The 24,849-nt window shown below is 61.1% G+C and carries 28 protein-coding genes, 1 tRNA gene, 1 riboswitch and 1 other annotated feature; of the genes, 6 read left to right on the plus strand and 23 right to left on the minus strand.

The annotated features are described in order from the left end of the window. Positions 1 to 21 precede the first annotated feature (21 nt). Together IM739_RS05365 and IM739_RS05370 are read right to left on the minus strand one after the other, a co-directional pair. The gene (locus IM739_RS05365) at positions 22 to 939 is read right to left on the minus strand and encodes an alpha/beta fold hydrolase (RefSeq protein WP_237370173.1); all 918 of its coding nucleotides are present in this window, start codon (positions 937 to 939) and stop codon (positions 22 to 24) included. A 239-nt stretch (positions 940 to 1,178) separates the two neighbouring features. Then, entirely contained in the window at positions 1,179 to 1,943 is a 765-nt protein-coding gene (locus tag IM739_RS05370; RefSeq protein WP_237370174.1) for an SDR family oxidoreductase, read from the minus strand. 122 nt (positions 1,944 to 2,065) lie between these two features. Here IM739_RS05370 and IM739_RS05375 point away from each other — a divergent pair, with 122 nt between their 5' ends. Continuing rightward, complete coding sequence (locus IM739_RS05375; protein ID WP_237370175.1) at positions 2,066 to 2,968, plus strand: LysR family transcriptional regulator; 903 nt, start codon at positions 2,066 to 2,068, stop codon at positions 2,966 to 2,968. Between the two features lie 136 nt (positions 2,969 to 3,104). Beyond that, positions 3,105 to 3,160: a sequence feature (sul1 is cis-regulatory element that is thought to sense ions involved in sulfur or methionine metabolism; They are found in Alphaproteobacteria), on the plus strand. 64 nt (positions 3,161 to 3,224) lie between these two features. Then, on the plus strand, positions 3,225 to 4,694 hold the full coding sequence (locus tag IM739_RS05380; RefSeq protein WP_237370176.1) for a SulP family inorganic anion transporter: 1,470 nt from the start codon (positions 3,225 to 3,227) through the stop codon (positions 4,692 to 4,694). Between the two features lie 46 nt (positions 4,695 to 4,740). On the opposite strand, the gene apaG is transcribed toward IM739_RS05380, so the two are convergent. Next, the gene (gene apaG / locus IM739_RS05385; protein ID WP_237370177.1) at positions 4,741 to 5,133 is read right to left on the minus strand and encodes a Co2+/Mg2+ efflux protein ApaG; all 393 of its coding nucleotides are present in this window, start codon (positions 5,131 to 5,133) and stop codon (positions 4,741 to 4,743) included. A gap of 193 nt (positions 5,134 to 5,326) precedes the next feature. After that, positions 5,327 to 6,505: an O-succinylhomoserine sulfhydrylase gene (locus tag IM739_RS05390; protein ID WP_237370178.1), complete on the minus strand. Its 1,179-nt coding sequence runs from the start codon at positions 6,503 to 6,505 to the stop codon at positions 5,327 to 5,329. Between the two features lie 48 nt (positions 6,506 to 6,553). Further along, positions 6,554 to 6,632, minus strand: a riboswitch (SAM riboswitch). Between the two features lie 73 nt (positions 6,633 to 6,705). On the opposite strand from IM739_RS05390, the gene IM739_RS05395 reads away from it, so the two are divergent. Further along, positions 6,706 to 7,803, plus strand: a complete 1,098-nt coding sequence (locus tag IM739_RS05395; RefSeq protein WP_237370179.1) for a 2'-deoxycytidine 5'-triphosphate deaminase — start codon at positions 6,706 to 6,708, stop codon at positions 7,801 to 7,803. A gap of 67 nt (positions 7,804 to 7,870) precedes the next feature. After that, positions 7,871 to 7,944: transfer RNA gene (locus IM739_RS05400), tRNA-Gly, on the plus strand. A gap of 101 nt (positions 7,945 to 8,045) precedes the next feature. On the opposite strand, the gene IM739_RS05405 is transcribed toward IM739_RS05400, so the two are convergent. The 13 genes from IM739_RS05405 to IM739_RS05465 form a co-directional block, all read right to left on the minus strand. Next, positions 8,046 to 8,222 carry a hypothetical protein gene (locus tag IM739_RS05405; RefSeq protein WP_237370180.1) on the minus strand — a complete coding sequence of 59 codons (177 nt, stop codon included), beginning with the start codon at positions 8,220 to 8,222 and terminating at the stop codon, positions 8,046 to 8,048. A 65-nt stretch (positions 8,223 to 8,287) separates the two neighbouring features. Next, a complete protein-coding gene (locus tag IM739_RS05410) occupies positions 8,288 to 8,563 on the minus strand; it encodes a hypothetical protein (protein WP_237370181.1) in 276 nt (91 codons plus the stop codon). A gap of 68 nt (positions 8,564 to 8,631) precedes the next feature. Next, complete coding sequence (locus tag IM739_RS05415) at positions 8,632 to 9,264, minus strand: hypothetical protein (RefSeq protein WP_237370182.1); 633 nt, start codon at positions 9,262 to 9,264, stop codon at positions 8,632 to 8,634. Positions 9,265 to 9,267: 3 nt separating this feature from the next. After that, positions 9,268 to 9,831: a hypothetical protein gene (locus IM739_RS05420; protein WP_237370183.1), complete on the minus strand. Its 564-nt coding sequence runs from the start codon at positions 9,829 to 9,831 to the stop codon at positions 9,268 to 9,270. Continuing rightward, the gene (locus IM739_RS05425; protein WP_237370184.1) at positions 9,828 to 10,106 is read right to left on the minus strand and encodes a hypothetical protein; all 279 of its coding nucleotides are present in this window, start codon (positions 10,104 to 10,106) and stop codon (positions 9,828 to 9,830) included. The genes IM739_RS05420 and IM739_RS05425 overlap by 4 nt, the downstream gene beginning before the upstream one ends. 17 nt (positions 10,107 to 10,123) lie before the next feature. Beyond that, entirely contained in the window at positions 10,124 to 10,915 is a 792-nt protein-coding gene (locus tag IM739_RS05430) for a terminase small subunit (RefSeq protein WP_237370185.1), read from the minus strand. A gap of 298 nt (positions 10,916 to 11,213) precedes the next feature. Beyond that, positions 11,214 to 11,558: a hypothetical protein gene (locus IM739_RS05435; protein WP_237370186.1), complete on the minus strand. Its 345-nt coding sequence runs from the start codon at positions 11,556 to 11,558 to the stop codon at positions 11,214 to 11,216. 192 nt (positions 11,559 to 11,750) lie between these two features. Continuing rightward, positions 11,751 to 13,361 (minus strand): DNA primase family protein, encoded by a 1,611-nt coding sequence (locus IM739_RS05440; protein ID WP_237370187.1) that lies wholly within the window; start codon positions 13,359 to 13,361, stop codon positions 11,751 to 11,753. Beyond that, the gene (locus IM739_RS05445) at positions 13,358 to 13,873 is read right to left on the minus strand and encodes a hypothetical protein (protein WP_237370188.1); all 516 of its coding nucleotides are present in this window, start codon (positions 13,871 to 13,873) and stop codon (positions 13,358 to 13,360) included. Before IM739_RS05445 ends, IM739_RS05440 begins: the two co-directional genes overlap by 4 nt. Then, complete coding sequence (locus tag IM739_RS05450) at positions 13,866 to 14,459, minus strand: GNAT family N-acetyltransferase (protein WP_237370189.1); 594 nt, start codon at positions 14,457 to 14,459, stop codon at positions 13,866 to 13,868. The genes IM739_RS05445 and IM739_RS05450 overlap by 8 nt, the downstream gene beginning before the upstream one ends. A 128-nt stretch (positions 14,460 to 14,587) precedes the next feature. Continuing rightward, positions 14,588 to 14,794: a helix-turn-helix transcriptional regulator gene (locus IM739_RS05455; RefSeq protein ID WP_237370190.1), complete on the minus strand. Its 207-nt coding sequence runs from the start codon at positions 14,792 to 14,794 to the stop codon at positions 14,588 to 14,590. Positions 14,795 to 14,861: 67 nt separating this feature from the next. Next, positions 14,862 to 15,404, minus strand: coding sequence for a hypothetical protein (locus IM739_RS05460; RefSeq protein ID WP_237370191.1), 543 nt, complete (start codon positions 15,402 to 15,404; stop codon positions 14,862 to 14,864). After that, the gene (locus IM739_RS05465) at positions 15,404 to 16,621 is read right to left on the minus strand and encodes a tyrosine-type recombinase/integrase (protein ID WP_237370192.1); all 1,218 of its coding nucleotides are present in this window, start codon (positions 16,619 to 16,621) and stop codon (positions 15,404 to 15,406) included. The genes IM739_RS05460 and IM739_RS05465 overlap by 1 nt, the downstream gene beginning before the upstream one ends. A gap of 307 nt (positions 16,622 to 16,928) precedes the next feature. On the opposite strand from IM739_RS05465, the gene IM739_RS05470 reads away from it, so the two are divergent. Next, the gene (locus IM739_RS05470) at positions 16,929 to 18,488 is read left to right on the plus strand and encodes a VOC family protein (RefSeq protein WP_237370193.1); all 1,560 of its coding nucleotides are present in this window, start codon (positions 16,929 to 16,931) and stop codon (positions 18,486 to 18,488) included. Positions 18,489 to 18,539: 51 nt separating this feature from the next. On the opposite strand, the gene IM739_RS05475 is transcribed toward IM739_RS05470, so the two are convergent. Continuing rightward, positions 18,540 to 20,435: a glycosyltransferase gene (locus IM739_RS05475; protein ID WP_237370194.1), complete on the minus strand. Its 1,896-nt coding sequence runs from the start codon at positions 20,433 to 20,435 to the stop codon at positions 18,540 to 18,542. Positions 20,436 to 20,567: 132 nt separating this feature from the next. Here IM739_RS05475 and IM739_RS05480 point away from each other — a divergent pair, with 132 nt between their 5' ends. Next, positions 20,568 to 21,482 (plus strand): transporter substrate-binding domain-containing protein, encoded by a 915-nt coding sequence (locus IM739_RS05480; protein ID WP_442981095.1) that lies wholly within the window; start codon positions 20,568 to 20,570, stop codon positions 21,480 to 21,482. Between the two features lie 46 nt (positions 21,483 to 21,528). On the opposite strand, the gene IM739_RS05485 is transcribed toward IM739_RS05480, so the two are convergent. The 5 genes from IM739_RS05485 to IM739_RS05505 form a co-directional block, all read right to left on the minus strand. Then, the gene (locus IM739_RS05485) at positions 21,529 to 21,942 is read right to left on the minus strand and encodes a tellurite resistance TerB family protein (RefSeq protein ID WP_237370196.1); all 414 of its coding nucleotides are present in this window, start codon (positions 21,940 to 21,942) and stop codon (positions 21,529 to 21,531) included. Positions 21,943 to 22,065: 123 nt separating this feature from the next. After that, positions 22,066 to 22,761, minus strand: a complete 696-nt coding sequence (locus IM739_RS05490) for a thermonuclease family protein (RefSeq protein ID WP_237370197.1) — start codon at positions 22,759 to 22,761, stop codon at positions 22,066 to 22,068. Between the two features lie 12 nt (positions 22,762 to 22,773). Continuing rightward, complete coding sequence (locus IM739_RS05495; protein WP_237370198.1) at positions 22,774 to 23,439, minus strand: S24 family peptidase; 666 nt, start codon at positions 23,437 to 23,439, stop codon at positions 22,774 to 22,776. Between the two features lie 129 nt (positions 23,440 to 23,568). Further along, positions 23,569 to 24,216, minus strand: a complete 648-nt coding sequence (locus tag IM739_RS05500; RefSeq protein ID WP_159946235.1) for a response regulator — start codon at positions 24,214 to 24,216, stop codon at positions 23,569 to 23,571. Positions 24,217 to 24,381: 165 nt separating this feature from the next. Next, positions 24,382 to 24,807 (minus strand): hypothetical protein, encoded by a 426-nt coding sequence (locus tag IM739_RS05505; protein ID WP_237370199.1) that lies wholly within the window; start codon positions 24,805 to 24,807, stop codon positions 24,382 to 24,384. Positions 24,808 to 24,849: the final 42 nt, after the last annotated feature.

The following is a 24,849-nucleotide window of genomic DNA, read 5'->3' on the forward strand; positions in this document are numbered from 1 at the left end:
CGAACAACGATGGGCGGGTGATTAGCGCCCGCTCGCCAGAAACGAACGCACCATGGTGATCGTGGCAGAGGGGTTTTCCTCCATGATCCAGTGGCCCGAATCCGGGATGACGCCTTCGGACACATCGGTTGCCGCCGACCGCATGACGGTCGCCATCATCGGGCCGAAGGACTTTTCACCACCGATCGCCAGGACCGGCATGGCGAGCTTGCCGTTCTTTGCAAGAATGGCCTTGTTGTCGATCGCATCCTGATCGAAGGCGGCGAACTGGGCGAAGCCGGAATGCATGGCGCCCGGCAGTGCATAGAGCTTCGCATAATGCTCACGGGATTCTTCGGTGAAGCGGTCCGGCGTCGCCGAAAACTCGTTCCAGAAACGGTCGAGGTAAATGCGCTCGCGACCGGCCACGAGCCGCTCCATGTCCGGGCCGCCGAAGCGGAAATGCCACAGCAGCGGGTTCTTCAGCACCTCCTCCCAAGGGCCAATCCCCGGGACGGGCGCGTCAATCAGCACGAAGCGGGTCACGCGGTCCGGATGCTGGGCGGCAAACGCAAATCCGACCATGTTGCCGATGTCGTGCGTGACCAGGTCGGCACGGTCGATATCGAGTGCATCCAGCACGCCCGCGACGTCTCCGGCCTGGGTCATCTTGTCGAAGCCGGCATCGGGTTTCGACGAGAGGCCGAGCCCGCGCAGATCTGGAACGATCACCGTATGGTCGCGCGCAAGATCGGCGGCCATCGGCGCCCACATGTCGCCGGTTTCACCGTAACCGTGCAGCAGCACGGCGGCAGGTCCCTTGCCGCCGACCCGGACGTGGATCGTGGCACCATTCGTTGTAATGTCCTGGGTCTTGAACGATGCCGGGAAGTCCGGCATCTCGGCCAAAGAAGGCGTTGCAGACAGTATGGCTGCAAAGGCGGCAATCAATTTCAGCATGGCACTCTCCTGTTTTTTTGGGAGGACGGCCGTCTGGCCGTCGCTTTCTACCCCCTGGCAATTTTGGTATAGCATTGGCTCGGCGTTCGGATTAGTCGCCCAAAGGCGGAGCTGCATTCCGGAAATGCCGAACAATCATTGTCCACCCGACGGCTGTCGTGCCTGCGCTTTGGCGCGGACTGAGCCGGATGATCGAGCGCGTAAAGGGCGACGGGTTCGATCGTGGCCCCGGATGCTGCTCAGGTGCGTGTGATCGAGGCACCGCCATCAACGAGCGAAGCCGTGCCGGTGACAAAGCTTGAATCGTCTGATGCGAGATAGAGAACCGAGCGGGCCAGTTCCTCGGGCGTGGCAACCCGCTTCAATGCATGCAATCCGGTAATAAAGGCCTGCTTTTCAGCTGTGTCATTCATGTCGCGATACATGTCCGTATCGACGGCACCGGGCAGGATCGCATTGATCCGCACATTCTTCGGGCCGTATTCGGCAGCCAGCGCCTGGGTCAGGCCGATCAGCCCCGATTTGCTGGCAGCATAGGCCGCAGCGCCGGGGAAGGCAAAGCTGTAGCCGACGAAGGTCGACGTGAAGATGATCGAACCGCCGCCGTTGTGTTCCATCGCACCGACCTGGTGCTTGGCGGCCAGGAAGGAGGCCGTAAGGTTGATCGCCAGCGTATCGGAAAATCCGGCTTCCGAAACACCGGTGCTCGGTCCGGCTTCGCCCAGCGTGCCGGCATTGTCGAAGGCGATGTCGAGTTTGCCGAAGCGTCCGACGGCAGTGGCGACGAGCAACTTGTGGTAGTCCTCCGAGCGCACATCGCCGGCAATGGCGACAGCCGTTCCGCCGAGCGCCTCGATCTCGGCCACGAGGCTGTCGAGTTCGGCCTGTCGGCGCGCCCCGACCACCACCTTTGCACCTTCGGCGGCGAAAAGCCGGGCGGTTGCGCGGCCAATGCCGGAGCTTGCGCCGGTAACGATTGCGACTTTGTTGTTCAAGCGTGTCATCTCAATTCTCCTGGATATGTCGGCGACGTCTTGCCGCCGGTTTCGATGACCAGAAGATGGCATTTCCCCATCGTTCGGATTAGTCTCATGATATTGGAACTGGAATCCGGAAATACCGAACAATGATCAAGACGGAATGCATCCTGGCCTTTGTCGCGATTGTCGAGGAAGGGTCGATCAGCGAAGCCGCAAGACGGCTCCGCCTGTCGAAATCGGTGGTCAGCGACAGGCTCTCCGAACTGGAAAAGACCTTGGGCGGCGTGCTTCTGCATCGCACGACGCGCAAGCTCTCGCTGACCGAGGACGGCGCATCGTTTCTGGAGCGCGCCCGTCGCATCAGTCGCGAGATCGAGGAGGCGGCAGCCGATATGTCGGAGCGACGGGGCACGCTCGCCGGACCGGTGCGCATCGCAGCACCCGTCACCTTCGGCCGCATGCATCTGGGGCCTGCCCTCTACCCCTTCCTCGCCCGGCATCCCGAGCTTGAACTGACGCTCGACATCGACGATCGCCGCGTCGATGCCTTCTCCGCCGGCTACGACGCGATCATCCGCCACGGCCCCATCGTGGATTCTCGTCTTGTCGCCCTGAAGCTTGCGCCCAGCCGTCGCCTGCTGTGTGCATCATCGGCCTATCTGGAACGCTGTGGCACGCCGAAAACCCTCAGCGATCTGGAGGGACACAGAGGACTGTTCTACACCAATCGCGGCGTCGCGGACTGGCGCTTCCAGACCGAGACCGGCATCGAGATCGTGCGCGCCACGCTGGCATTGGGCATGAACAATGGTGACATGTTGCGCGATGCCGCCATCGCCGGCCTCGGCATTGCCATGCTCCCACCCTTCATCGCGGCCCCGGCGATCCGGGATGGCCTGCTGCAGGAGATCAAGATCGACCATAAGCCGGAGCCGGAATTCATCTATCTTGCCTATCCGCAAGGCAAGAAGCCTTCGGCCAAGGTCACCGCGATCGCCAATCATCTCAGGCAGGTCTTCGGCAATCCACCTTATTGGGAGGTTGATTGAAGCCCGTAGGCAGCGATACGGGTATCCGCTTTTGTCATGCCGACGAGGCTATGACTGAACCCGAATGAGGCGACGCGGGCGTTGTCGCCGCCAATCTTGTCATCCCGGCATTCCCGCGCTAATACCCGTGTATTCGCAAGGACCCGGTGAAAACCCGGGTGGCTCTTCTGGCCGCCAATCCGCCAGACAACACAGCAACGCAACCCTCCCCTTGGTCCGATATCTCTCGGCCAGTTGCCTTACCCTGTGGATTCCCATGTCAAACCTGTCTTCCTACCGCCGCGAGTGGTCCGCCAATCCTATGCGCGAGATGCTTGCCGGAGCAGTCGCCACCTTCGCCCTGATCCCCGAGGTCATTGCCTTTTCCTTCGTCGCCGGCGTCGATCCGCAGGTCGGTCTGTTCGCATCCTTCGTCATCGGCATCGTCATCGCCTTCACCGGCGGACGCCCGGCGATGATTTCGGCAGCTGCCGGCTCGGTCGCGCTAGTCGTCGCGCCGCTGGTACATGCCCATGGGCTGCAATATCTGCTGGCCGCCGGCCTTCTCGCGGGTCTTTTTCAGATCCTCTTCGGCTTGCTGCGACTTGGTGTCCTGATGCGCTTCGTGTCGAAATCTGTGCGCACCGGCTTCGTCAACGCCCTCGCCATCCTGATTTTTGCCGCGCAACTGCCGCATATCATCCACGGTGACTGGCTTGCCTATGCCATGCTGGCAGCCGGCCTCGTCATCATCTATCTCGTGCCGCGCTTCACGACGGCCATTCCCTCGCCATTGATCTGCATCCTGCTGCTGACCGCAGCCGCTGTGGCGTTCGACCTGCCGGTGATGACCGTCGCCGATCTTGGCAAGCTGCCGGCCTCACTCCCGGTCTTCGGCTGGCCCTCGGTGCCGTTGACAATTGAAACGCTGTCGATCATCGCCGGTCCGGCGCTTGCGATCGCCATGGTTGGCCTGCTGGAATCGATGATGACGGCCAGTGTCGTTGACGACCTGACCGACACGCCGAGCTCGAAGAATCGTGAATGCACCGGTCTTGGCATCGCCAATACCGCCGCCAGCCTGTTTGGCGGCATCGCCGGCTGCGGCATGATCGGCCAGACGGTCAGCAATGTGAAATACGGCGGTCGCGGCCGCCTGTCGACCTTGTTCGCCGGCGCTTTCCTGCTGGTTCTGATGGTGCTGCTGAAACCGTGGGTCTCTCAAGTCCCGGTCGCCGCGCTCGTGGCTATCATGGTCATGGTCTCGATCGACACCTTCGACTGGTCGTCACTGCGTGCTGTCGTCATCCATCCGAAAATGTCGAGTGCCGTCATGGTCGCGACCGTCATCGTCACGGTGTTCACCGCGAACCTGGCGCTTGGCGTTTTCGTCGGCGTGCTGCTGAGCGGTGTCTTCTTCACCTTCAAGGTGGCCCGTCTGCTGCGGGTCGAAACGCTCTCCGATGCGGCGGCCAACTGTGTGACCTATCGCATTTATGGCCAGATCTTCTTTGCCTCGGCTGATGTCTTCATCGACGCCTTCGATATCGAGGATGCTATCGGCATGACCGCCGTCATCGACCTGTCGGAAGCCCATTTCTGGGATATCACGGCGGTTGCCGCCCTTGATCGTGTCGTCCAGCGCTTCAAGTCGCATGGCATTGGCGTGGAGGTCTTCGGCCTCAATCAGGCAAGTGCGACACTGATCGGCAGCCTCGACGGCGGGGAACGTTTGAAGGAAGTGTAGTCAGGGCAAGGCCGCCATGGCCCTCGTCGCCGCGTCGGTCGATTGCTCAGTTCAGCGTCCGAACCATGCCGGGGCTATCGAGCGAAAAGGCGGGAATATCGACGTCGAAGGCTTCGCCGTCATCGGTTTCCATCCGGTAGGTGCCATGCATCATGCCCGAAGGTGTGTCGAGCGGGCAGCCGGAGGAATATTCATAGGTGTCGCCGGGGCTGAGGCGCGGCTGTTCGCCCACGACTCCGGGGCCGCTGACTTCGTCCACCTGGCCGTTCTGGTCGGTGATATGCCAGTAGCGATGGGTCAGTCGCACGGACTTTCCGGAGTGATTGGCAATGACGATGCGGTAGCCCCAAACATAACGGCTGTCATCCGGATCGGACTGCTCCTCCAGATAATAAGGCTCGACGCTGACTTCGATGTCCCGTGTCAGGGCGCGATACATGCCTGAACCTTCTGTATGCTTCATTTCCAACATTAAATTAGTCTGCCCGGCGTGGAGAGCAAGTTTCTGCTGTGCGGTTCGAAAACGTCAGCCCATGGAATATTAGCGCATTTCGCCCCGTCAAGGGCAAGTGTCCGGTCGCACGCACAGGTACGCCCGGACTTTTTTTGGCTTGAGGGCAATCGCCTCGGTCTCAGACCGCCTTCAGCGCCCGGGCAAAATCCTCGAGCAGGTCGGTGGTGTCCTCGATGCCGCAGGAGAGCCGCACCGTTCCGCCCGACATGCCGAGTTCGGCACGTGCCTCGTCGCTGAGGTTCTTGTGCGTCGTGGTTGCCGGATGGGTGATCAGGCTTTTCGCATCGCCGAGATTGTTGGAGATCTTCACGATATCGAGTGCGTTCTGCAGCTTGAAGGCCGCATCCTTGCCGCCCTTCATCTCGAAGCAGACCAGCGTCGAGCCGCCGCTCATCTGCTTGGCGACGAGGCCGGCCTGCGGATGGTCGGCCCGGCCCGGGTAGATCACCTTGGCAACAGCACCCTGTTCGGCGAGAAAATCGGCAATGGCTGCGGCATTGGCCGTCTGCTGCCGAACGCGCAGCGGTAGCGTCTCGATGCCCTTCAGAAGCGTCCAGGCGTTGAACGGCGACATTGCCGGCCCGGTATGGCGGAAATAGTCCTGCAGGTTCTCGGCGATCCATTCTTTGTCGGACAGAACCACGCCGCCGAGGCAGCGTCCCTGGCCGTCGATGTGTTTGGTCGCCGAATAGACGACGATATGCGCCCCGAGTTCGAGCGGCTTCTGGAACAGCGGCGTGGCAAACACATTGTCGACGATCAGCTTGGCGCCAATCTGATTGGCCAGCTTGGCAACGCCGGCAATGTCAACCAGTTCAAGCGTCGGATTGGTCGGGCTTTCGAGGAACATCACCTTGGTATTGGGGCGGATGGCAGCCTCCCAGTTGGCAAGGTCGCGGCCATCGACCAGCGTGAAGTCCACGCCGTAGCGCGGCGCCAGCGTTTCGATGATGTAGCGGCAGGAGCCGAACAGGGCGCGTGCGGCAACGATATGGTCGCCGGCCTTGACCTGGCAGAGAATGGCCGCGGAAACGGCCGCCATGCCCGATGCCGTGGCGCGCGCGTCTTCGGCGCCTTCCAGCATGCACATGCGCTTTTCGAACATGTCATTGGTCGGGCTGCCGTAGCGGGCATAGATGAAACCGTCCGTCTCGCCCTTGAAGCGGGCTTCGGCCGCTTCCGAACTGTCATAGACGAAACCCTGGGTGAGATAGATCGCCTCGGAAGTCTCGCCATACTGCGAGCGCAGTGTGCCGCCATGGACGAGTTGGGTTGCCGGACGCCAGTTCTTGCTCATGTCAGTGCCTTTTCAAACACAAAAAAACCGGTCGCGAAGACGGACCGGTTTACAAGTAACCCGGTCTATTTAGCCATTTGTTTAACGTGGCTGCAAGCCGACCGGCCAAATCACCACGGGATAAGCTTGCCATACGCCGAAGCTGGACTTGCGTCAATTCCTCGGGTTTGGTTTTGTCGGCCCCAAACAGGATAGAGAAAATGAGCAGTAAACCCGGGATATTGTCGGATCGCGCCATCGGCACGCTGTTTGGCACCGAGCGCCTGAAAAGCGAGGTCATGCTTGATCACGATCAGATCCAGCCGGCAAGTCTGGACCTGCGCCTCGGGGGCAAGGCGATCCGCGTGCGCGCCAGCTTCATGCCGGGCCGGGGGCATACCGTCGCCGAAAAGCTCGAACGCCTGACCCTGCATGAGATCGATCTGGAAAATGGCGCCGTGCTTGAAACCGGCTGTGTCTACATCGTGCCGCTGATGGAAAGCCTCGACCTGCCGGCCGAAATCTCGGCCTCGGCCAATCCGAAGAGTTCGACTGGCCGTCTCGATATCTTCACCCGGGTCATGGTCGACTACGCTCAGGAATTCGACAAGGTGCCGGCCGGCTACAAAGGCCCGCTCTATCTCGAAATCTCGCCGCGCACCTTCCCGATCATCGTCCGTCGCGGTTCGCGCCTGTCGCAGATCCGTTTCCGTGTCGGCCATGCCTTGCTCGGCGAAAGCGAACTGCTCGATTTGCACAAGGCCGATACGCTCGTCGCCAGCGACATGCCGAATGTCTCGGGTGGCGGCATTGCGCTGTCGATCGACCTGAAGGGGTCCGGCCCGCAGGGCCTGATCGGCTATCGCGGCAAGCACCATACCTCGGTCATCGATGTCGATCTGAAGGGCGCCCATGAAGTCCTCGATTTCTGGGAGCCGCTTTATAGCCGTGGCGCCGACGAACTGATCCTCGATCCGGACGAGTTCTATATCCTCGTCTCCAACGAAGCCGTCCACGTGCCGCCGCTCTATGCGGCCGAGATGACGCCCTACGATCCATTGGTCGGCGAGTTCCGCGTCCATTATGCCGGCTTCTTCGATCCCGGCTTCGGCCATGCTCCCGCCGGCGGCTCCGGTAGCCGCGCCGTGCTTGAAGTCCGCAGCCACGAAGTGCCGTTCATCCTCGAACACGGCCAGGTCATCGGTCGCCTCGTCTATGAACACATGCAGGAGCGCCCCGAAGGACTCTATGGTACAGGCCTCGGTTCCAACTACCAGGCCCAGGGCCTCAAACTGTCGAAACACTTCCGCCTGCCATAGGCCGGCACCGTTTCTACAAGGCCGGCGCTTGACAGCGCCGGTGAACTGTTGGATTCCTCCCCCTGCCGCGGGTGTAGCTCAATGGTAGAGCAGCAGCTTCCCAAGCTGAATACGAGGGTTCGATTCCCTTCACCCGCTCCAGCTTTCCGAAAAATAACCAATGAAATCAGACGGTTAGTGTTATGGTGTGGGGCGCTTTACACACTTCAATATACAGTTCGCGCGACGGTGGCCGCTCTCGATCAGGTCGCCTCACTTGCGTCAGCGAAAGCATCAGCGGCCTTCTGTAGAGCGTCGCGCGCATCGGTCAGAGCTTGGCGTCCCGCCGATGGCGCATCGACCGGCAGGCCAGTCAGTAGATCGCTCAGTCTGTTGACCATCTCCAGCGCTGCGGCCTCCGCGTCGATCATTCTCGTCATAGCCGCCTCTCGAAAATCCGGAATGGGCGTGCAGGCAATCATGAGGCGGCGACCTTCGCAAGCTCTCAGGCTGTCGGACCCTTGCCGAGCACTAGCCGATATCCTTGACGATAGCCCACGTTTTCCACACCGACACCAGAGCCAGATAACTTCTTGCGCAGGTGGCAGAGCGCCACTTTGAAAGCGAGATATGCTCGGTTCTCCTCCGGCCCTCCATCTGGATCGTCGGCGTACATGAAATCGAACACCCGAGCCGTCATCACCGGCATTCCGCGACCTTTCCAGATCGCAGCAAGAATTTTCCCTTCCAGCGGCGTCAAATCGAAACGATCAATCACCATCTCGACGGTCGGGGCCAACACAGCCTGGGAGCAACACGGGCACGGAATGGACTTAGCTAGCGGCTGCATCAGCGGAGATACCCCCGACGTTTTGCTTGGGCAATCGCCAGCTTCACAAGCTTCGGATCGTTGCCGGCCCCGTAGGCTTCCAGTGAGGCGATTGTCCCAGGAGCAACTTTCTCATAGTCGCGGATCATCGCGCGGGCCGCGTTCAATTCCGCGTCTGTTACACCATCGAACTGCAAGGCAGCGACGGCCGATTGAAAATGCTGCTCCCGCTCTTCGGGCGTCGGTTCGGTCAACGGTCGGTCACGAATGATCGCAAATGCTTCGGCCACTTCTTCCGGTGGAGCGCCGACAGATTGAAATTCATTCGTGAACGCGGCAGTCGCGGCTTTGAGCGCAGCGGCCCGTTCCTGATCTCCTTCCTTGATTGCGTCCAGCGTCATGCCATCCATTTCGCCACCCACAACGCGCTCATAGTCGATGTCCTTGCGTTCGGCATCGTCCTTGAACAGCATCTCTGCGGGACCGTCGTCTTGTTCACTGGCAGGATGGTCAGGTCTCGCTGGGCTCCCGTGGTTGCCCATGAGGCGGTTCTCGGCAGCGGTGCGCTGTACCGAATACCATTCAGGCGGTGCAGTCGGCGCTTTCGGAACGTCGTTAGGGAAAAGGATGGATGCGGGATCAAGATCGGTCATGGGTCAGTCCTCAATCAGAGAGCGCCAAGCATTCCGAGCTGTCTCTTCGACGCTTCGGCCAGTCTGGCGGTAGGGATCGGAAGCGTTTGCCGTGGAATTCAGCCGGGCGAGCGCTACGGACGCGATCCCGCGTTGCCCAACTGTGGCGTATGTGACGGGAACACGAGCCGCGTGCAGCGCCTTGTGAATGGCTGTCTCTTGTTGGCTGAGTTCGAGCAGCGCGGCTTTGATGTCAGCTATCAGCGTATCGATACGGCCGGCTGTTGCCACCAGACCGCGAGCCCTCTCGGTAGCCTCCTCGCGATGTCGGGCGCGCGTTGCCGTCACTTCCTCTTCCAGCGAGGCGATCTCAGCGGCCTCAGCACGCTCAAGGGCGCGCTCCAGAATTTTCCGATCCGTTGCAAGACGAGAAAGACGCTCGTCAATGCTGGCGGCAAGCTTACCTGCTTCCGTGTTGCCGGCGACGGCGGCCTCTGCCGATTGATCGAATTCCGCACCAAGACCCAAGACGAGGGCGTCAAGCGAGGCGATCTTTTCGCGGATCTGAGTGGAGGGAAGACTGGTCATTCTGTCACCTCATCAACCGGAGCACCCCATGCCGAAACAGCCAGATCGGCGATCAGCGGCAAGCCATCCAGCGAAGGGCGGCCCATGGCATCCAGCGCGACGAACGCCAAGCGCTCCTGATATGCCCGCGACGGCTCTGAGACCGGGCGAAGCTGCCTGATCTCGGCTTCGGCGGCGTCCATCTCTGCTTTTGCAGCGCGGAACTGGATAACGATCTCATCCATCTCGGCCGCTTTCGCGTGAATAATATCGATGTTCTCGGCAATCGTTGCCATGGTGGGGTTCCTTTTCGTCAATCGTTTCGGCGGGCGCTTAACAGCCCGTCAGGCATCGTTTCGTACTCACACTCGGTCATGCTCGGAGGTTCGGGCCAAGCAATCGGGCTGACGTAGACGGGAGCCGGCTGCCAATCAGATGGCGGGTTCGTCTCAGAGCGGGGCGCTGGAGAACGTTCCTCATCGGGTTCGCGCACTTGTGCCGGCTCTGCCTCGTCAGCGCTGACGGCTAGCCCAGGCCGATACTGAGGGGTGTCGTCACCGTGAATGACCGGATCGACATCAACAGTGTGCCTAACCCTCGCCCTGAACAGGCGATCAGCAAGAGTGTCCAGGCCCTCAATCTTGATGTTGTCGCGGAAGGCAGCAACTGACACATGCCGGCCAAGTGCCTCGATCCGGCGCACACGGTCGGAGAGTTTGAGCTTCTTCACCCGACCGATCTCAGCGCCATCCGAAAGGATGGTCTCGATCTCGACACCGGCCACCAGCCCGCGCCGCCATACGGGGGGCCACTCATGAAGCGGCAGGAGGTCGCCGGTTTCCTCGTCATAGAGGTCAGCAATATCTGCATCGACTTCCTCGTGAAGGCGCTTCAACAGATAGTCAGCATCGACCTGTGTTCTCTCTGATCGGTCAGCCTGGGCTTCCTCGATAGCGCCGAGTATCTTCGGATCGTCCATCAGACGACTGGACGTAACCTGAGCGCTTTTCGCTGAATAGCCGGCGTTGACCGCCGCCTTTGTCGCACTGGCGCAGAGAAGGTATTCCTCAACAAAACGCCGTTGCTTGTGCGTCAGGCCGTCCATGCAAAACCCTCAGATTTGTGTTGAGAGAAGCATTGACGGCAAATGGTTGGCGCGAACGACACCCATAGCAAATGATAGCATCGGCAAGAAAAAGCCCGCCGTCGCAATCAAGCGCCAGCGGGCAAGGTGGCGGGGAGATGACGACGAAACCCCGCGTACATGAACCTATGAGTGAAGAGTTGCCGTCAGCGATGATCAAGACGGGGTGCCGTGGCGAGGGCTTGCTTGGCCGGCAGGATGGGAGGGATGAACCGCCGAGCAAAACAGCAACGTCGCGGCTGGGCGTTTCGGCGACCTGTCAACCGACGGGCGTCATCGAGCACGCACCGTCAAATTGATCATAATGAACAATAGCCCTGAGGCCCGCCGAGCGAACCACTTCGCTAAGTTTTCCGCAAAAGCATTCAACTTGTTGCTCTCTATATGCCTCGCGCCGTTCCAGAGACGTAACCTCGTCCTTGAGAACATTGGTGCACCTTATGGCGTCATCGTAAGATAGTTCGCCGCCACAAGGGTATAGCGCGTTTCGGGACGCCTCCAAGCGAGGGATTTCACCGCAGACAGGTTCGGCATTGGCCGCACCCGGCAGCGATACGGCGATGAGAAGAAAGAGAATTCGCACATTCGTAGGATGATTGATCATGCAGGGCTCCGCGTCATCGTCGGCTTTGACACGCGATGACACGCGTATCAGTGCATTGTATTCCCCTTTTACATATCTACGATTTTTTTCTTGTGCGCATATGTAAGGAAACACGCGTGTCATCGCGTGTCAGGCTGGATAAAAAGGAGCCGGCACGCTCGCCAGCCCGACGGCAACGAAAGTCTGCCGGTTTCAAAATGTGCTTTGGTAGCCGTTGTCCTGTAGGGCAATTCCCTCGTAGTGCCGTATCTGAAAACCACCGATCCGTGGTTGGGAAACTCGCAGCCCTGTGACAGCCGCTCGCAGATCGCGGCCGAAGCTCTGGACAGTGCCTGCCTCACGACGCCCATTTGCTTCACACCATGACCTCCATGCGTCGAACAAATCTTCGGCAGAGCAACGCAGACCGGATGAGACCGTGCAGCGCTCCTTGACGAACGCGGCTATGGGCGATCCCAGGGCTTCAAGCTCCTCAACGGCTTCCTTGGCGCTCTCTGGCGGAATGAAATAACCGCGCTTTCGAAGACGCATGTATCCGGCCCGAGCCCAATTCAGGATGCCCGGCAGTTCGGAGAGGAGCCGATTGGCAAGCCCTCGATCTTCTTTCCCGTAGAAGGAATTCGTCATGGTAAGCACCAGAAACCGGGAGGCGAGAGCGCCCGAAGCGTCCGATAGGCGCGGCAGTTCGTTCGACATGATGACGAACCGCACACCAAGCCTGCCCGTCCAGGCAGCCTGAAATTTCCTGTCTACCGTGATGCTATCCTCGCCAGAGATCGAAAGCAGACGCTCGGCAATCGCGGATTGATCGGCTTTTCCGCTAAGGCGCGCATCCCCGATAATGGCAACCGATTTCCCAATCAGAGGGGCTAGCCCGAAGTTCGTTGCGAGGCTGGCGAGTGTCGGTGCCGTGACGCTGTCCTGCCCCATGAGGGCTGTCAGGATACGGGCAATCGTGCCCTTGCCGGATCGCTTAGGGCCGACGATGAGCGGGATTTTCTGGTGTGATGTATCCGGTGATAGCAGGTACCCGAATATGTCTTGCAGCGCATCAATAGACTGGTGGTCATCCGGCCAGATGAGATCGAGGAAGCGCAGCCATTGTGTGGGCGACGGCGCGTCAGGATTGAACGGCACGCTGGATGCATTCAGGCAAAAGAATGCGGGTGACGGCGGGGTAAGTCGCCCGCTAGGCAGGTGGAGAAGACCGTTCTGCACAGGCAGCAATTCGCTCGGCAAGGGCCTCCCTTTGTCGCCTCCAAGCCATGCCGGTGCTTCAACATTGTTGGGTAGGTTGCAGACTGCCTTGAAGGCAGAAGCGACATTTTCAACGGCGCTACGATTTGGCTGGAAGGGGAAGATTTCGCCGTCTTTCCCGTATCGCTTCGCATCATCTAGGAAATCCCAAATCTGAGCCTGCATGTAGTCCGCGTCAGCATCACGGTAGCAGGCACTGTCCCAGCGCCAGAAGGTGCCGCGATAGTGGTGCATGGTGCGCAGCCCGTCTGACATGAAACCATCCGCCAGGAGCGCACGCGCAGACGGCATCGGGTCGCGTGGGTCGAGAATGGGGCGTCTCGCCGCATCCCGCGACATACGGAGATCGTCACCCTCCGCCGTGTCATTGCGCCGTTTAAACTCTCGCGCACCCGGAACGTCGTGACGCGCCGGCTCGACGGCAGGCATCGCAAGGCCGGCAGGACGGGGATGCCCGCCCATCATGCCCAGATCAGCAAAGTAGGCATCCGGGTCCGGCAGTGGCGCATCATTTAGCCAGGAAGGGGGTGAGGGAAGTTCTATCATGCCTTCACCTTCCGACGTTCGTTCATAGCCGCGACTTCGGCAATATAGCGACGCCTCGCCGCGAGCATGTCGGCCGCGTCATCGCCCAATCCATACTTGCCGGCAACATTGGCGATCCACTCGAACGCTCGATGCAGCGCGCCGATGGTGAGGAACCAAGCCTCAATTGAAGGCGGGCATTCCTTGATCTCTTCGAAGACAGGCCGGATGGCGCTATCTCCAAGCAAGCGTTCAGGATCAACAGAGGAGAACCATTGCTCGTAGCGGGGCAAGTGCATGAACAGCGGCTCGACATGCTCGCCGAACACTGCTTCCTCTTTTGGGTTCATCACCCCGGCTTCCCACAACTGCGTTGCCATCGACGCGAAAAAGGAAATCTCGGGGTGTGAGAAGCCATGAAGCCAGTCGATGCCGCCGCTTCTCAAGCGCGTCAATTGCACGCCATCAGCCATGAAGTCAGGCAGCGGAAGAAGCTGGCGCGGGCAGGGGAGAATTTTCGATTGTTCAGCCATGATGGGCCTCCATCTTGAGGCGCGCGTTGCCGTCCGCAATCTCATCGTCGGTCGCTACGGGCACGACATAGTAGAGGCCCGTTCTCTCATCGATTGAACGCGTGAAGCCGACATCAGCCCCACCAGCGCCGCGATACCAGTGGGTGAAGCCCAAGCGCTCATAGAACCCGCGCAATCCGTCTGGCGGCGCAACGCCGACAACTGGAGCGCCCGTAACAGCCGCCTGAACAAGAGCCTGGGCGATGCCTGCCCCGCGATGCGCCTCACTCACGGCAAGCATCATGATGCGCACCGGCAGGCCAGGAACGAAGCTTGAGCAAACGAGAGCGCCCACCAGTTCGCCGCTCAGGTGGCAGGTGAAGATTGGCGCGTCATATCCGCCACGCCGAACCACGAAGCCGCCATCGGCCTCGGCGTCGGTGAAGTCAATTGCATGATATGTGCGCTCGATAGCGTAAGTGATCGCACGCTTCCTGCGAACGTCAGCAAAGCCCGAATATGGCGGGATGCGCATCACGAAATCGACAGCTTTAAACCTGTCGATCAAACTAGTAGCGGCTGAGATAGCCGGGTCGAAATGTTTCATTATTGCCTCGTATTATTGACCGAGGCAGCGAACGTTGCTATTCTCACATCACCGCTGATTTTGAGATCGAAAGTTGCCGCCCGGTTGTTCTGCAGCCGGGCGTTATCTTGCCCGGCATGGTGGCGATATCAGACGGCTTGGCGAGCAGCTTTGGCGTTCTCGATCACGGCAAGAACTTCCGACCGAGGCCAGCGGGACAAGTTGCCAAGCTTCACAGGCTTCGGAATAAGACCTCTCTGCACCCATTTGTGCCAAGTCGGCTTGGCAATCCCGAGGATTGCGCAGCCTTCCTTGTCGGTCAGGAGGGGATCGGTGTGTGCGTAAGTTTCGGACATGTGGCCTCCATTTATCTGAGGCAATCATGCGTTATATCCGAGACTCCGGTCAGTGGCGTTAATTTGGTCAGATTTGTGGTGAGGGCAGATCGGTAGTCAGGATCGTATGCCCGGAGGCCTGAGCCTCAGTAAGCCACCGATCCCAGGCGGCAGAATTCCGAAGTCTTGCCGCCAATCGCTTCCTGTGCCTCTCCTCAAGGATGACGCTTCCAGAAACACGCGCAGTCACTTCGCTGCCGCCCAGCGTCTTGCGTCCGCGCCGCTTGCTTTGGCCCCCGTCCTGCATCGCGGAAGAGAGCCGGGCAATTGCCTGCTGATAGCGCAAGGGCCATGCGGGACGACATAGCTCGAAAGCACGGGTGAAGGCAGCGGCATCGTCAACGTCGATCAGCGCCGAAAAGTCATGCGACGAGCGCTTGCGTTGTGCTTTGCGCATCAGATTATCGGCCAGCACTTCAAGCCGCCGAGCATCATCAGCGATCTGATCGCCGCCCAAGATTGTTCCCGAGATGTTTCGCATCGCGGGAATAGCGGTGCCGCGCAGCCATCGTGTGGCGATGACTGCATCCGCCGCCTCTATCAGTACAGGCCGACAGCCGCGCATCCCCATCAGCTTGCCGCCTGCAACTGGATCACTCCGGCAGTGGCAGGCACGTCCTCACGCACCTCGTCCTTGCCTGTTGTAACAAACCGCGCCCACCGGTCCATCCAGCCGCGCCGAATGTCCAGAAGGTCGGACCTCATGTAGCTCGCCTCGACCTTGCCCATGACGTTGTGGGCGAGGATCATTTCGGCAATATCTCGCGGGCAGCCCTTTTCGGCCAAAAACACCCTGAGCGAACTACGGAAGCCATGGGGTCTGGCCTCCATCTCCCGGCGCACCATGATCCGGCTGAGTGCCATATCCGACAATGCCTTGCCGCGTGGATTGGAAAAGATCAGGCCGTTGCGCGTAAGTGGCTTGGCCCGTTCGATCAGCGCATGCATCCCCGCCGTGAGCGGTACTCGGAACTCAGCCGTTTTGCCTTTTTGGCCCTTCATAAGCTCGGCTGGGATCGTGAGCACATCACCATCTATGTCTTTCAGTCGCGCCATTCGAACTGGCGTTGACCTAAGGCCGGTGAGGATCACGAAGCGCAGCGCGAGGTGGCTGATCGAGCCATCATCTAGCGAGGCGTAGAATGTCGGGACATCTGACCAGTGAAGTGAAGGGATGTGCTGCACCTCATGCCCCTGTGCGCCGAGCAGGAGTTTCGCTTTCGCGCAAGCCTGTAAATCCACGTCATAGCCCAGTGCGGCGGCGTGCTTCATGACGATGGCGAGCCGCTGGAGCGCCTTCTCAGACGTTGCTGCTCGCGATTTCCAGATCGGTTTCAGTGCATCGCGGATCACGATCTGATCGATTTCCGCGACCGGCATCTTGCCGATCTTTGGCAGCACATAGTTCTCAAGAGGGCCAAACCAGCGGCCGGCTTGGCCCTCCTTGCGAAGACCGGGCTTCCTCGCCTCGAAAGCATCGAGCGCCACCTCCTCCAGCAAGTGAAGGCTCCTGGTCGCCTCGCGGCGTTCCCGTTCGCGCTCTTTGATGGGGTCTTTGCCGGCACGGGCCATTGCGCGCCACTTAGCCGCAGATAGGCGCGCCTCTGCCAAGGTTACGTCGGAAATGGAGCCGAGGCCCATGTGCCGCAATTTGCCCGCCACCGCCACCCTCAGCATCCAGCTTCCGGTGTCCTTCGAAGTCTTGAGGAGCCATAGACCTGCGCCATCCCCATATTTGCCGGCAGGGGATTGCCGTACATGCACTGCGCTCAGTTTCTCTCGTGCCATGTCTGAAATCCGTTACACACTTTTCTCCACACACAACGTGTAGACGGTGCGATAACGGATGACAACGAAATATCACGAAATAGCCTAGGATTACAGGATTTCAGGATTTCTGAGCGGTAGAGTATCACTACAGATAACAGGCGATAAAAGCATATAGTTCTGTTCTGTGCGCTTCACCCGCTCCAGCGCTGCCCGACATCATTGATGGCTCTCGATGACACTGTGTCACCTTTTGACCATGGCATCAGAGCGTTCCACTGTCTCCTTTTTGCTGTATGCACGTCATGGAGACGAGAAGAGGGACCATATGACCAGCGGCCTGCACCACATCACGGCGATCACCCGCAAGATCCAGGCGAATGTCGATTTTTATCTCGGCTTTCTCGGGCTTCGGCTGGTCAAGCGCACCGGCGGGTTCGAGGATGCTGCCCAGCTTCATCTGTTCTATGGCGATGCGACGGCCAGTGCGGGCTCGCTGGTCTCCTTCCTCGCCTGGGAGGACGGCGCGCCGGGACGGGTCGGCCATGGTGCGCCGAGCGAGATTTCCTTTGCCATCGAACCGTCGGCCATCGGCTTCTGGCTGACACGGGCGCTGCAGTTCGGCATAAAGGCGTCTGGCCCGTCGCTCGAATTCGGTGAACCGGTGCTGCGCCTGACCGATCCCGACGGCATTATCGTCAAGCTGGTCGGGGTGGCCGGCCTGATCCTCGGCAAGCCCTGGCGTACCCCCGGCATTGCCGCCGAAGACGCCATTGTCGGCCTGCGCGGGGCGACGCTTCTCTCCGAGCATCCGGTGGAAACCGCAGGCTTTCTGGTTCGCCATGGCGATTTTGCCGAAAGCGCCAGCGAAGGTGCCGTGACACGGCTTGCCTCCGGCGCCGGCCAAGTCATCGATATCCGCGATGCCACGGGCTTCTGGCCCGCCATTCCCGGCACGGGCATGATCGATCATATCGCGCTGCGTTTACGCGATCGGGCCCATGTCGATCGGCAGGCCGGTAACCTGGTCGCCGAAGGTCACGGCGTCATCAACGTGCATGACCGCAAGTATTTCTATTCGCTCTACGCGCGAGAACCGGCTGGCACCCTGGTCGAACTGGCCAGCGACGGCCCGGGTTTCGATGTCGATGAGCCGATGGACACCCTTGGCCAGCGGCTGTTCATCCCCGAGCATTTCAAGCTGGACAATGAAGACGTCACGCCGATGCTGCCGCAATTCGGCCTGCCCGGCGAACCGCGCATCATCTATCGCGATCTACCCTTTGTTCACCGCCTGCATGAACCGGAGACGGCCGACGGATCGAGCCTGATCCTGCTGCACGGCACGGGCGGCAACGAAGCGGACCTGCTGCCCTTCGGTCGCAAGCTTGGCCCGGATGCGCTTTTGATCGGCCTGCGCGGTCGCTCCACCGAGGAGGGCGTCGCCCGCTTCTTCCGGCGCTTCTCCGAACTGCGTTTCGACCAGAAGGATATCCGCTCGGAAGCCGAAGCCTTGGCCGGTTTTGTGGACGATGCCGTGCCGGCATATGATCTCGATACGCAGAAGCTCGCCTTTGTCGGCTATTCGAACGGCGCCAACATGCTGGCTGCCGCCATGATGCTCCATCCGGAGATTGCGACCACGGCCGTACTTCTGCGCCCCATGCGCGTGTTGGAGGAAACCCCGGACGTGCGGCTGCCCGGCAGTCGCGTGCTGATCGTGTCCGGAAAGGAAGATCCCTATGCCGAACATGCGCTGGCGCTCGCAGACCAGCTGCGCTCGGTCGGCGCCAGGGTCAGCCACCGCGTCATACCGGCCGGCCACGCCCTCGTGGCTGCGGACATCGACGCCGCCCATGAATGGCTTGCGGCCGGTGCGCCGGCCTGAATGTATCCGCAGCGGTCAGCCAGCCGTGCCAGTGTCTGATGGTCGATCCGATCACGCCGCAAATACTGCGCCCTGTCCGTCGATCCTGGCGTTTGGCGCTAGGCTGCGCGACGGCAGATGCGGTGTCTTGCTCCAGTAGAACGGCCTGAGGCGCAGCTCGATCACGGCCTTCCACGCCGCAATCGAAATCGCCATCCAGTAGACCGGGATATACAGCCAGCAGCGGCCCAGACTGATTTTCTCGCGCGGGCTCATCGGCATCGAGCCGGAGACATAGAACACGGCATAGCTGCCGAGAATGTTGACCATGTCGATCGCCAGCATGACCTTGGTGAAGACAGAGCTGTCATGTGCGGGGGATTGCAGCATCGACGCGACAGACAGGGCAATGAAACTGAGAAGCGCCGGATGGCTGAGCGCCGAGATCAGCATGCCGCCGATCAGCAGCTGGAAGACGAAAAAGGGCAGAGGCCGCATCTCCCGCATCGTCCTGCCCGGATTGCGCATCAGCACCAGCCACGTCTGCAGCCAGCCCTTGTACCAGCGCGTCCTTTGCCCCAGCCAGACCGGAAATCGCGTCGGCGCGTCCTCAAGCGTCGGCAGGGACAGCGTCGCCACTGCATAGCCCATGCGATTGAGCCGCATGCCGAGATCGGCATCCTCGGTGACGTTGAATGGATCCCATCCGCCGCAGCCGGTCAGGACCGCAGTGCGAAAATGGTTGGAGGTGCCGCCCAGCGGCAATGGCATGCGATAGAAGCCGAGCGCCGGCAGCAGGCGCCGAAACAGCGCCGCATATTCCAGCGCAAAGATCGCACTCAGCCAGCTTTCCCCGCCATTGGCGATCACCAGTGGCGACTGTAGGCAGGCCAACTTGTCCGAACTCAGGCGGAACCGGTGGTAGGCCTCGCGCAACTGCTGGGGATGCGGCCTGTCCTCGGCGTCATAGATGGTAACGAACTCGCCGCGTGCACCCGCCAGCGCATAGGTCAGTGCCTTTGGTTTGGTCCGCGGCTGCATTGCGGGCACTTCCACCACCTGGAAATGCGGGCCGGGACGAACCTTTGCAATTGCGGCCAGCGTCTCCAGGTCATCCGCCTCGCAGACGAGCTTGATGTCGAGCCGGCTCCGGGGCCAGTCGATCTCCTCGAGCGCCGCGATCAGCTGGGGCACCACCGCCGCCTCGCGGTAGATCGCCACCATCACGGTATAGATCGGCAGGGCCGTGTCGGCGCTTTCCAGCAAGGCCTGGTGCTCCGGCCCATGGCGACGCGTATGTGTGAGGACCGCAAGCCGCAACAGTAAGGCACCGAAATGGAAAAGCGACAGGACCAGATGCAGGATGACCATGAGAAGTTGCGGCGCCAGCGCCAGCAGCATCAGCAGCCCACTGATGAACAACCCGGCGGAAAAGCCCTGGTCGCCCGTCACGACCGTTCGCGCCGAAAGCGGCTGCGTATTCTGGAACAGCCCGTGCACGGCAACCCTGCTCCGCCGTTCCCCGCCGGCTTTCCACACCGCATGGCGGATCGCCGACGGAGTGGTGATCGCCATGGCCTCGCCAAGGCCGGCGCTGCGTTTCACCCGCGTTGCGAGGCCCTCGATATGGGTGATTTTCGGCACAAGGGCGATCACCGGTGCCCGGCCGTTGCAATGCAGCCGCACCAGGGTCGGCTCCTTCAACTGGCTGTCCAGTGCCGGGCCGTCATTGATCATTTCGTCCGGGATGTCAGCGATAAACGGAAGGCCGGCCATGCGCGCCAGCCCGCCGTAATAGGCCTCTTCGTCGATCGCCCCTGACGCGAGTAGCTCGGTTTCAATGCTCGTGCCCGTCACTGCGGCGCGCTGCGCCATGCGGGCGATCAGCGGCTTTGAGATGCCGAGTGTCTTCAGCAGCAGGGCCTCATGGCGAAACCTGGCAAAATGTCGTGCCCGCGCTGCGCTCACTGCGCCTCGCTCTGAACGGCCCGTGTCTGGTAATCGGTGCGCGACAAGCCGCGCGAACCCATATTCCCTCGTCCACATGAACCTGATACACGTCACCACCCCAGATGACGTCCCCAATGACCCCGGTATGTGATGATACGGATACGCGCAGAAGTTACATCCCTAGATTTACGTGGGTTGTGTTCCTGGATGTGCCGTTTTTTGCTGCCTCTTCTGCTGATCCTTGCACCGCCCGCCCATGCGCAGGCCCCCGCCGTACCGGTTCAGGGCGAAATTGCGGGCGATCTGCCGGTGCTCTTTGATGCGCGCGAGCGACTGGCGCGGCCCGACACCAACGACATCCTGCGCCTGCGCTTCCTCACCACGACGGATTTCCCGCCCTTCAATTTCACCGATCAGACAGGCCGGCTGGCCGGCTTCCACATCGATCTCGCCCGCGCATTGTGCGCCGAACTCGGCCTGGAGGCGAAATGCCAGATCCAGGCGCTTCCCTATGCGCAATTGCAGGAGGCGCTTGAAGCCGGGCAGGGCGACGCGGTTCTGGCCGGCGTTGCGGTCACGGCGGCCCTGCGCCAGCGCTTCGTCTTCAGCCGGCCCTACATGCTCCTGCCGGCGCGTTTCATCCGCCATCGCGATACGCAACTGTCGCGACAGGATTCCGCTGCGCTGTTCGGTCGTCCTGTCGGCGTGCTGGCTGGTACGGCGCATGAGGCGATGCTGAAAGCCTTCTTTCCCGACATCAAGCCGGTGACATTTGAAACCCGCGAAACGATGCTGTCGGCGCTGAAGGATCGCAAGGTCGATGCCGCCTTTGCCGATGCCCTGCAACTGTCCTTCTGGACGCAAAGCCCGGCCGCGGGCAATTGCTGCACGCTGTTTGACGGACCCTATCTGTCTGAAAGGTTTCTCGGAGAAGGCATGACAATCATGCTCGGCCCGCAGGGCGGCACGCTCGCCGCCGCCATCGACAGCGCCCTTGCGGCGCTGTCGCGTAGTGGCCGGCTGGAAGAGATCTATCTGCGCTATTTCCCCTCCGGCCTTTATTGAGCCTGACTCTGATCGACTTTCCCGGCCGCGCGCAGGCGTGCGGAATTCAGCCCTGGCGGTACCGCGCCGTGGCGCTCCGCTCGATTGCCGCGCAAACCAGCTTGTCGAGTTTCAGGCGGCTGCGCAGCAGGTCGAGCAGCCGCAATTCCTCGGAGCGGATCGCAAGATCCACCGCCGCAATCTCGACAGCAAGTGCATAGGCGGTCTCGTAAAGCCGCTCCGGCAGTGCGTCGCGAACGGTCTCCAGCGCGACATCCAGGCCTTCGGGCCCATTAAGGATCTCGGCGCATCGCTGCGAGACCGCGATCAGCCGATCCTTGTCGAAGGCCGCAAAGACCGGGAGGATGTCGATCAGCTGGCCGATCCTGCGCAGTTCCTTTTCGGCCATGGCATTGTCGACGGCCGAAGCCATCACCATGACAAAGATGAGCGCTTCTTCGGAGGAGACGTGGTTTTGCATGAAGTCCGGGTCCTGGTTGTTTCGGCCAAGAGTAGGGACTGCATCGGCCGCTTTCAAGGCGCAGCACCTGTCTCATGCGAGAAGGTGCAGATCCGACGGCCCTTTGGCGAACGGCTGCGGATGTCAGCGGGCGGCGCTGGCGAACAGGCCGATGCCGTCCATGCGCGCCTTTTCGGTCAGCATTGCCAGCGCCGATCCCTCGCGTGCCTCCGCCCAGCCATGCTGGGCAAGCCAAGTCGAGATATCCAGCGTGCCGACCCAGCAGCGTGTCTCGATCTCGCCGACCCAATGTTGCTCGCTCGTTTCACAGGCGAGCGACCGGTTGCGCAGCAACAGCCTTTGCTGCGTACGCGCCATCATGCCGCACGGCCACTCTCCGGCATCGGTCGCCGGACAGTTGCGCTCGAGCGCGGTCGCCTGGATATCGACAAGCCGTATGCGCTGATCATCTCCGAAAGCGACGATGCCCGCCTGTGGTGAGATTGGCCGCGGCAGAAGAACCACCTCCGGCTTGGCGGCCACGCGCGTTTCGCTCAACGGTTCGCGGGGCGCCACACGTTCGAGGTTTTCGGCATTGGCAACGGCCGGCGAGGCAAACACGTCCGGCGCAATCGGCCTGACGCTGCGGCCCTCGATCTGCGGCTCGACGATGGCGTCGGCTTCCGGCAGGTCCAGCTCCGCCGGATCCGGCACATCCATGTCTTCCAGATCGTACTCGACCGGCTCGTCACGCAGCGAATGGCCGGCGGATGCGACGAGAAAACCCCAGATCAGGAGGCCGGAGAGGCCGATGGCGAGCGTGATGCCGTTCCGTCGCATAGGTGCGTTTTCCTACTGGCTGGCCCAGATGATCCGCGCCACCCATTCGACATCGCTCATGTCGAGGCTGCGTGGCGGGTGTTCCGGGTTGAGCGATTGCAAGTCGATGCTTTTGCCGCCCTGCCGGGCGAGGATCTTGGCCATGACCTCGCCCTCGCGGGTCTTGACCACAACGCGGTCGCCACGGCGCACCTGTGCGCCGGGCTCGACGATCAGGATGTCGCCGTCGCGGTAGAGCGGCTTCATGCTGTCGCCTTGTACTTCGAGCGCGTAGACGCCGGCGCCGCGCCCGGGAGGAGAGGGAAATTCCACCAGGTCCCAGCCCTGGCCGGCGGGAAATCCGCCATCGTCGAAAAACCCGCCCGCGCCCGCCTGCGCCATGCCGAGCAACGGGATGGAGCTGGCCTGGGCCGGAAACGCCCCCTGGGGAATTTGGAAACGGCCGGCATCCGGCGAGACGTAGCTCATGAACTGATCGAGGCTCGCGCCGGTCGCATCGAGCACCTTGGAAATGGATTCCGTCGATGGCCAGCGCATCCGTCCGTCGGCGGCCACCCGTTTGGATTTGTTGAACGAGGTCGGGTCCAGGCCCGCCTTGCGTGCAAGCCCTGAGGGCGTCAGCGAATGCCGCTCGGCAAGGCGGTCAATCGCGGCCCATATGCTGTCGTGCGAAAGCATGATCGCGCCTGCTCCAGGACCGGATAGGCGGCACACAGTCTGCCCCGGCCAACTCGGCTCGAACAATAAGGCAGAGTGTCATCCTAGTAAAGCAAAAAGGAATAAAATCCTTGCGGCGATGGTCGCCCGTCAGGCGACCATCGCCATGTTGATCTTGCCGAGCTGGATCACCGCCTGGGTCCGGCTGTCGACCTTGAGCTTCAGCAGGATGGCAGAGACATGCGCCTTGATGGTTGCTTCCGATACGCCGAGTTCATAGGCGATCTGCTTGTTCAGCAGCCCTTCGCCGAGCATGCCGAGCACGCGGCTCTGCTGCGGCGTCAGCGTCCTCAGCCGGCTGATCAGGTCGGCCACGTCCGGATCGGTCTCCTGTCCACCCTGATAGCTCTTCGGCGTCCAGATATCGCCTTCCAGCACGCACTGGATGGCTGCCCGGATATCGTCGATGCCGGAGGATTTCGAGATGAAGCCGGATGCGCCCAGTTCCAGCGCCCGGCGAATGGTCACCGGATCGTCGCTGGCCGAAACGATCACCAGCGGCAGGCTGGCGAATTCGGCGCGCATCGCCATAAGGCCGGAAAAGCCGCTGACGCCGGGCATGGCAAGATCCAGCAGCATCAGGTCGGCATCGGGATGGGCTGTTGCTGCTGCCCGCGCCGCTTCGAAATCTCCGGCCTCGATGATCGTCTGGGTTCCGTCGATGCCGGTCACCGCCTGGCGCAATGCGCCGCGAAACAGTGGATGGTCGTCAGCTATGATGAATGTGGATGCAGCCATGTCAAAGCTCCCTCCCAAGAGCTGTGTCAGCTATCGCGCAACGCGCCTGTCTTCTTTTAGCGCTTGCTGCGTCACTAGACAATGCCAATAGACGAAGCGCCGATGGACAAGACCCCCATATACAAGGCCCCCATGGAAAAGGCGGGTGAGATGACCCGCTGCGGCTCAGGTCTTGCTCGGCGGTGTCTGCTCTTCTTCCTCCCTGAATTCCTGCACCAGTCCGAAGAAGGCCCGCATGAAGCGTTCCATGATCCCGATCGAGCGGTCGATCTCGGCATCGCTCGGCAACTCGCCCCTGGCCGCCGCAGGCATGCCCGCCGCCAACTGTTTTTCCATGAGGTCGACGCGTTTCTCCAGCCGCGCCAGATCCTCGTCATAGGCCGCCCGTTCATCCGCCGCCATGCGGCAGGTGAGGCTTCCATCCGCTTCCTTGCACAGCGTCACGGCACCGGTCTGTCGATCCAGGCGGACAAAGCCGGTGTCCGATTTTTCCAGGCTGTAGCGCGCGGCATCCGTGTCCTGGGCAAATGCGGGCAGGCTCGAGAGAACCAGCATCGCCGCAACCATGCCCCTGAAAACTGTCTTGCCCATGTCTTCGTTCTCCTCTGGTCTTTCAATCGTCTGCAGGCGTGG

The organism is Rhizobium sp. SL42 (genome assembly GCF_021729845.1).
In the GTDB taxonomy this organism is placed as follows: Bacteria; Pseudomonadota; Alphaproteobacteria; order Rhizobiales; family Rhizobiaceae; genus Allorhizobium.

Excerpts from the sequence above, each read along its gene's own strand:
- IM739_RS05365 (WP_237370173.1), bottom strand. The coding sequence starts at position 939 with ATGCTGAAATTGATTGCCGCCTTTGCAGCCATACTGTCTGCAACGCCT.
- IM739_RS05370 (WP_237370174.1), bottom strand. The coding sequence starts at position 1,943 with ATGACACGCTTGAACAACAAAGTCGCAATCGTTACCGGCGCAAGCTCC.
- IM739_RS05375 (WP_237370175.1), top strand. The coding sequence starts at position 2,066 with ATGATCAAGACGGAATGCATCCTGGCCTTTGTCGCGATTGTCGAGGAA.
- IM739_RS05380 (WP_237370176.1), top strand. The coding sequence starts at position 3,225 with ATGTCAAACCTGTCTTCCTACCGCCGCGAGTGGTCCGCCAATCCTATG.
- apaG (WP_237370177.1), bottom strand. The coding sequence starts at position 5,133 with ATGTATCGCGCCCTGACACGGGACATCGAAGTCAGCGTCGAGCCTTAT.
- IM739_RS05390 (WP_237370178.1), bottom strand. The coding sequence starts at position 6,505 with ATGAGCAAGAACTGGCGTCCGGCAACCCAACTCGTCCATGGCGGCACA.
- IM739_RS05395 (WP_237370179.1), top strand. The coding sequence starts at position 6,706 with ATGAGCAGTAAACCCGGGATATTGTCGGATCGCGCCATCGGCACGCTG.
- IM739_RS05405 (WP_237370180.1), bottom strand. The coding sequence starts at position 8,222 with ATGACGAGAATGATCGACGCGGAGGCCGCAGCGCTGGAGATGGTCAAC.
- IM739_RS05410 (WP_237370181.1), bottom strand. The coding sequence starts at position 8,563 with ATGGTGATTGATCGTTTCGATTTGACGCCGCTGGAAGGGAAAATTCTT.
- IM739_RS05415 (WP_237370182.1), bottom strand. The coding sequence starts at position 9,264 with ATGACCGATCTTGATCCCGCATCCATCCTTTTCCCTAACGACGTTCCG.
- IM739_RS05420 (WP_237370183.1), bottom strand. The coding sequence starts at position 9,831 with ATGACCAGTCTTCCCTCCACTCAGATCCGCGAAAAGATCGCCTCGCTT.
- IM739_RS05425 (WP_237370184.1), bottom strand. The coding sequence starts at position 10,106 with ATGGCAACGATTGCCGAGAACATCGATATTATTCACGCGAAAGCGGCC.
- IM739_RS05430 (WP_237370185.1), bottom strand. The coding sequence starts at position 10,915 with ATGGACGGCCTGACGCACAAGCAACGGCGTTTTGTTGAGGAATACCTT.
- IM739_RS05435 (WP_237370186.1), bottom strand. The coding sequence starts at position 11,558 with ATGATCAATCATCCTACGAATGTGCGAATTCTCTTTCTTCTCATCGCC.
- IM739_RS05440 (WP_237370187.1), bottom strand. The coding sequence starts at position 13,361 with ATGATAGAACTTCCCTCACCCCCTTCCTGGCTAAATGATGCGCCACTG.
- IM739_RS05445 (WP_237370188.1), bottom strand. The coding sequence starts at position 13,873 with ATGGCTGAACAATCGAAAATTCTCCCCTGCCCGCGCCAGCTTCTTCCG.
- IM739_RS05450 (WP_237370189.1), bottom strand. The coding sequence starts at position 14,459 with ATGAAACATTTCGACCCGGCTATCTCAGCCGCTACTAGTTTGATCGAC.
- IM739_RS05455 (WP_237370190.1), bottom strand. The coding sequence starts at position 14,794 with ATGTCCGAAACTTACGCACACACCGATCCCCTCCTGACCGACAAGGAA.
- IM739_RS05460 (WP_237370191.1), bottom strand. The coding sequence starts at position 15,404 with ATGGGGATGCGCGGCTGTCGGCCTGTACTGATAGAGGCGGCGGATGCA.
- IM739_RS05465 (WP_237370192.1), bottom strand. The coding sequence starts at position 16,621 with ATGGCACGAGAGAAACTGAGCGCAGTGCATGTACGGCAATCCCCTGCC.
- IM739_RS05470 (WP_237370193.1), top strand. The coding sequence starts at position 16,929 with ATGACCAGCGGCCTGCACCACATCACGGCGATCACCCGCAAGATCCAG.
- IM739_RS05480 (WP_442981095.1), top strand. The coding sequence starts at position 20,568 with ATGATACGGATACGCGCAGAAGTTACATCCCTAGATTTACGTGGGTTG.
- IM739_RS05485 (WP_237370196.1), bottom strand. The coding sequence starts at position 21,942 with ATGCAAAACCACGTCTCCTCCGAAGAAGCGCTCATCTTTGTCATGGTG.
- IM739_RS05490 (WP_237370197.1), bottom strand. The coding sequence starts at position 22,761 with ATGCGACGGAACGGCATCACGCTCGCCATCGGCCTCTCCGGCCTCCTG.
- IM739_RS05495 (WP_237370198.1), bottom strand. The coding sequence starts at position 23,439 with ATGCTTTCGCACGACAGCATATGGGCCGCGATTGACCGCCTTGCCGAG.
- IM739_RS05500 (WP_159946235.1), bottom strand. The coding sequence starts at position 24,216 with ATGGCTGCATCCACATTCATCATAGCTGACGACCATCCACTGTTTCGC.
- IM739_RS05505 (WP_237370199.1), bottom strand. The coding sequence starts at position 24,807 with ATGGGCAAGACAGTTTTCAGGGGCATGGTTGCGGCGATGCTGGTTCTC.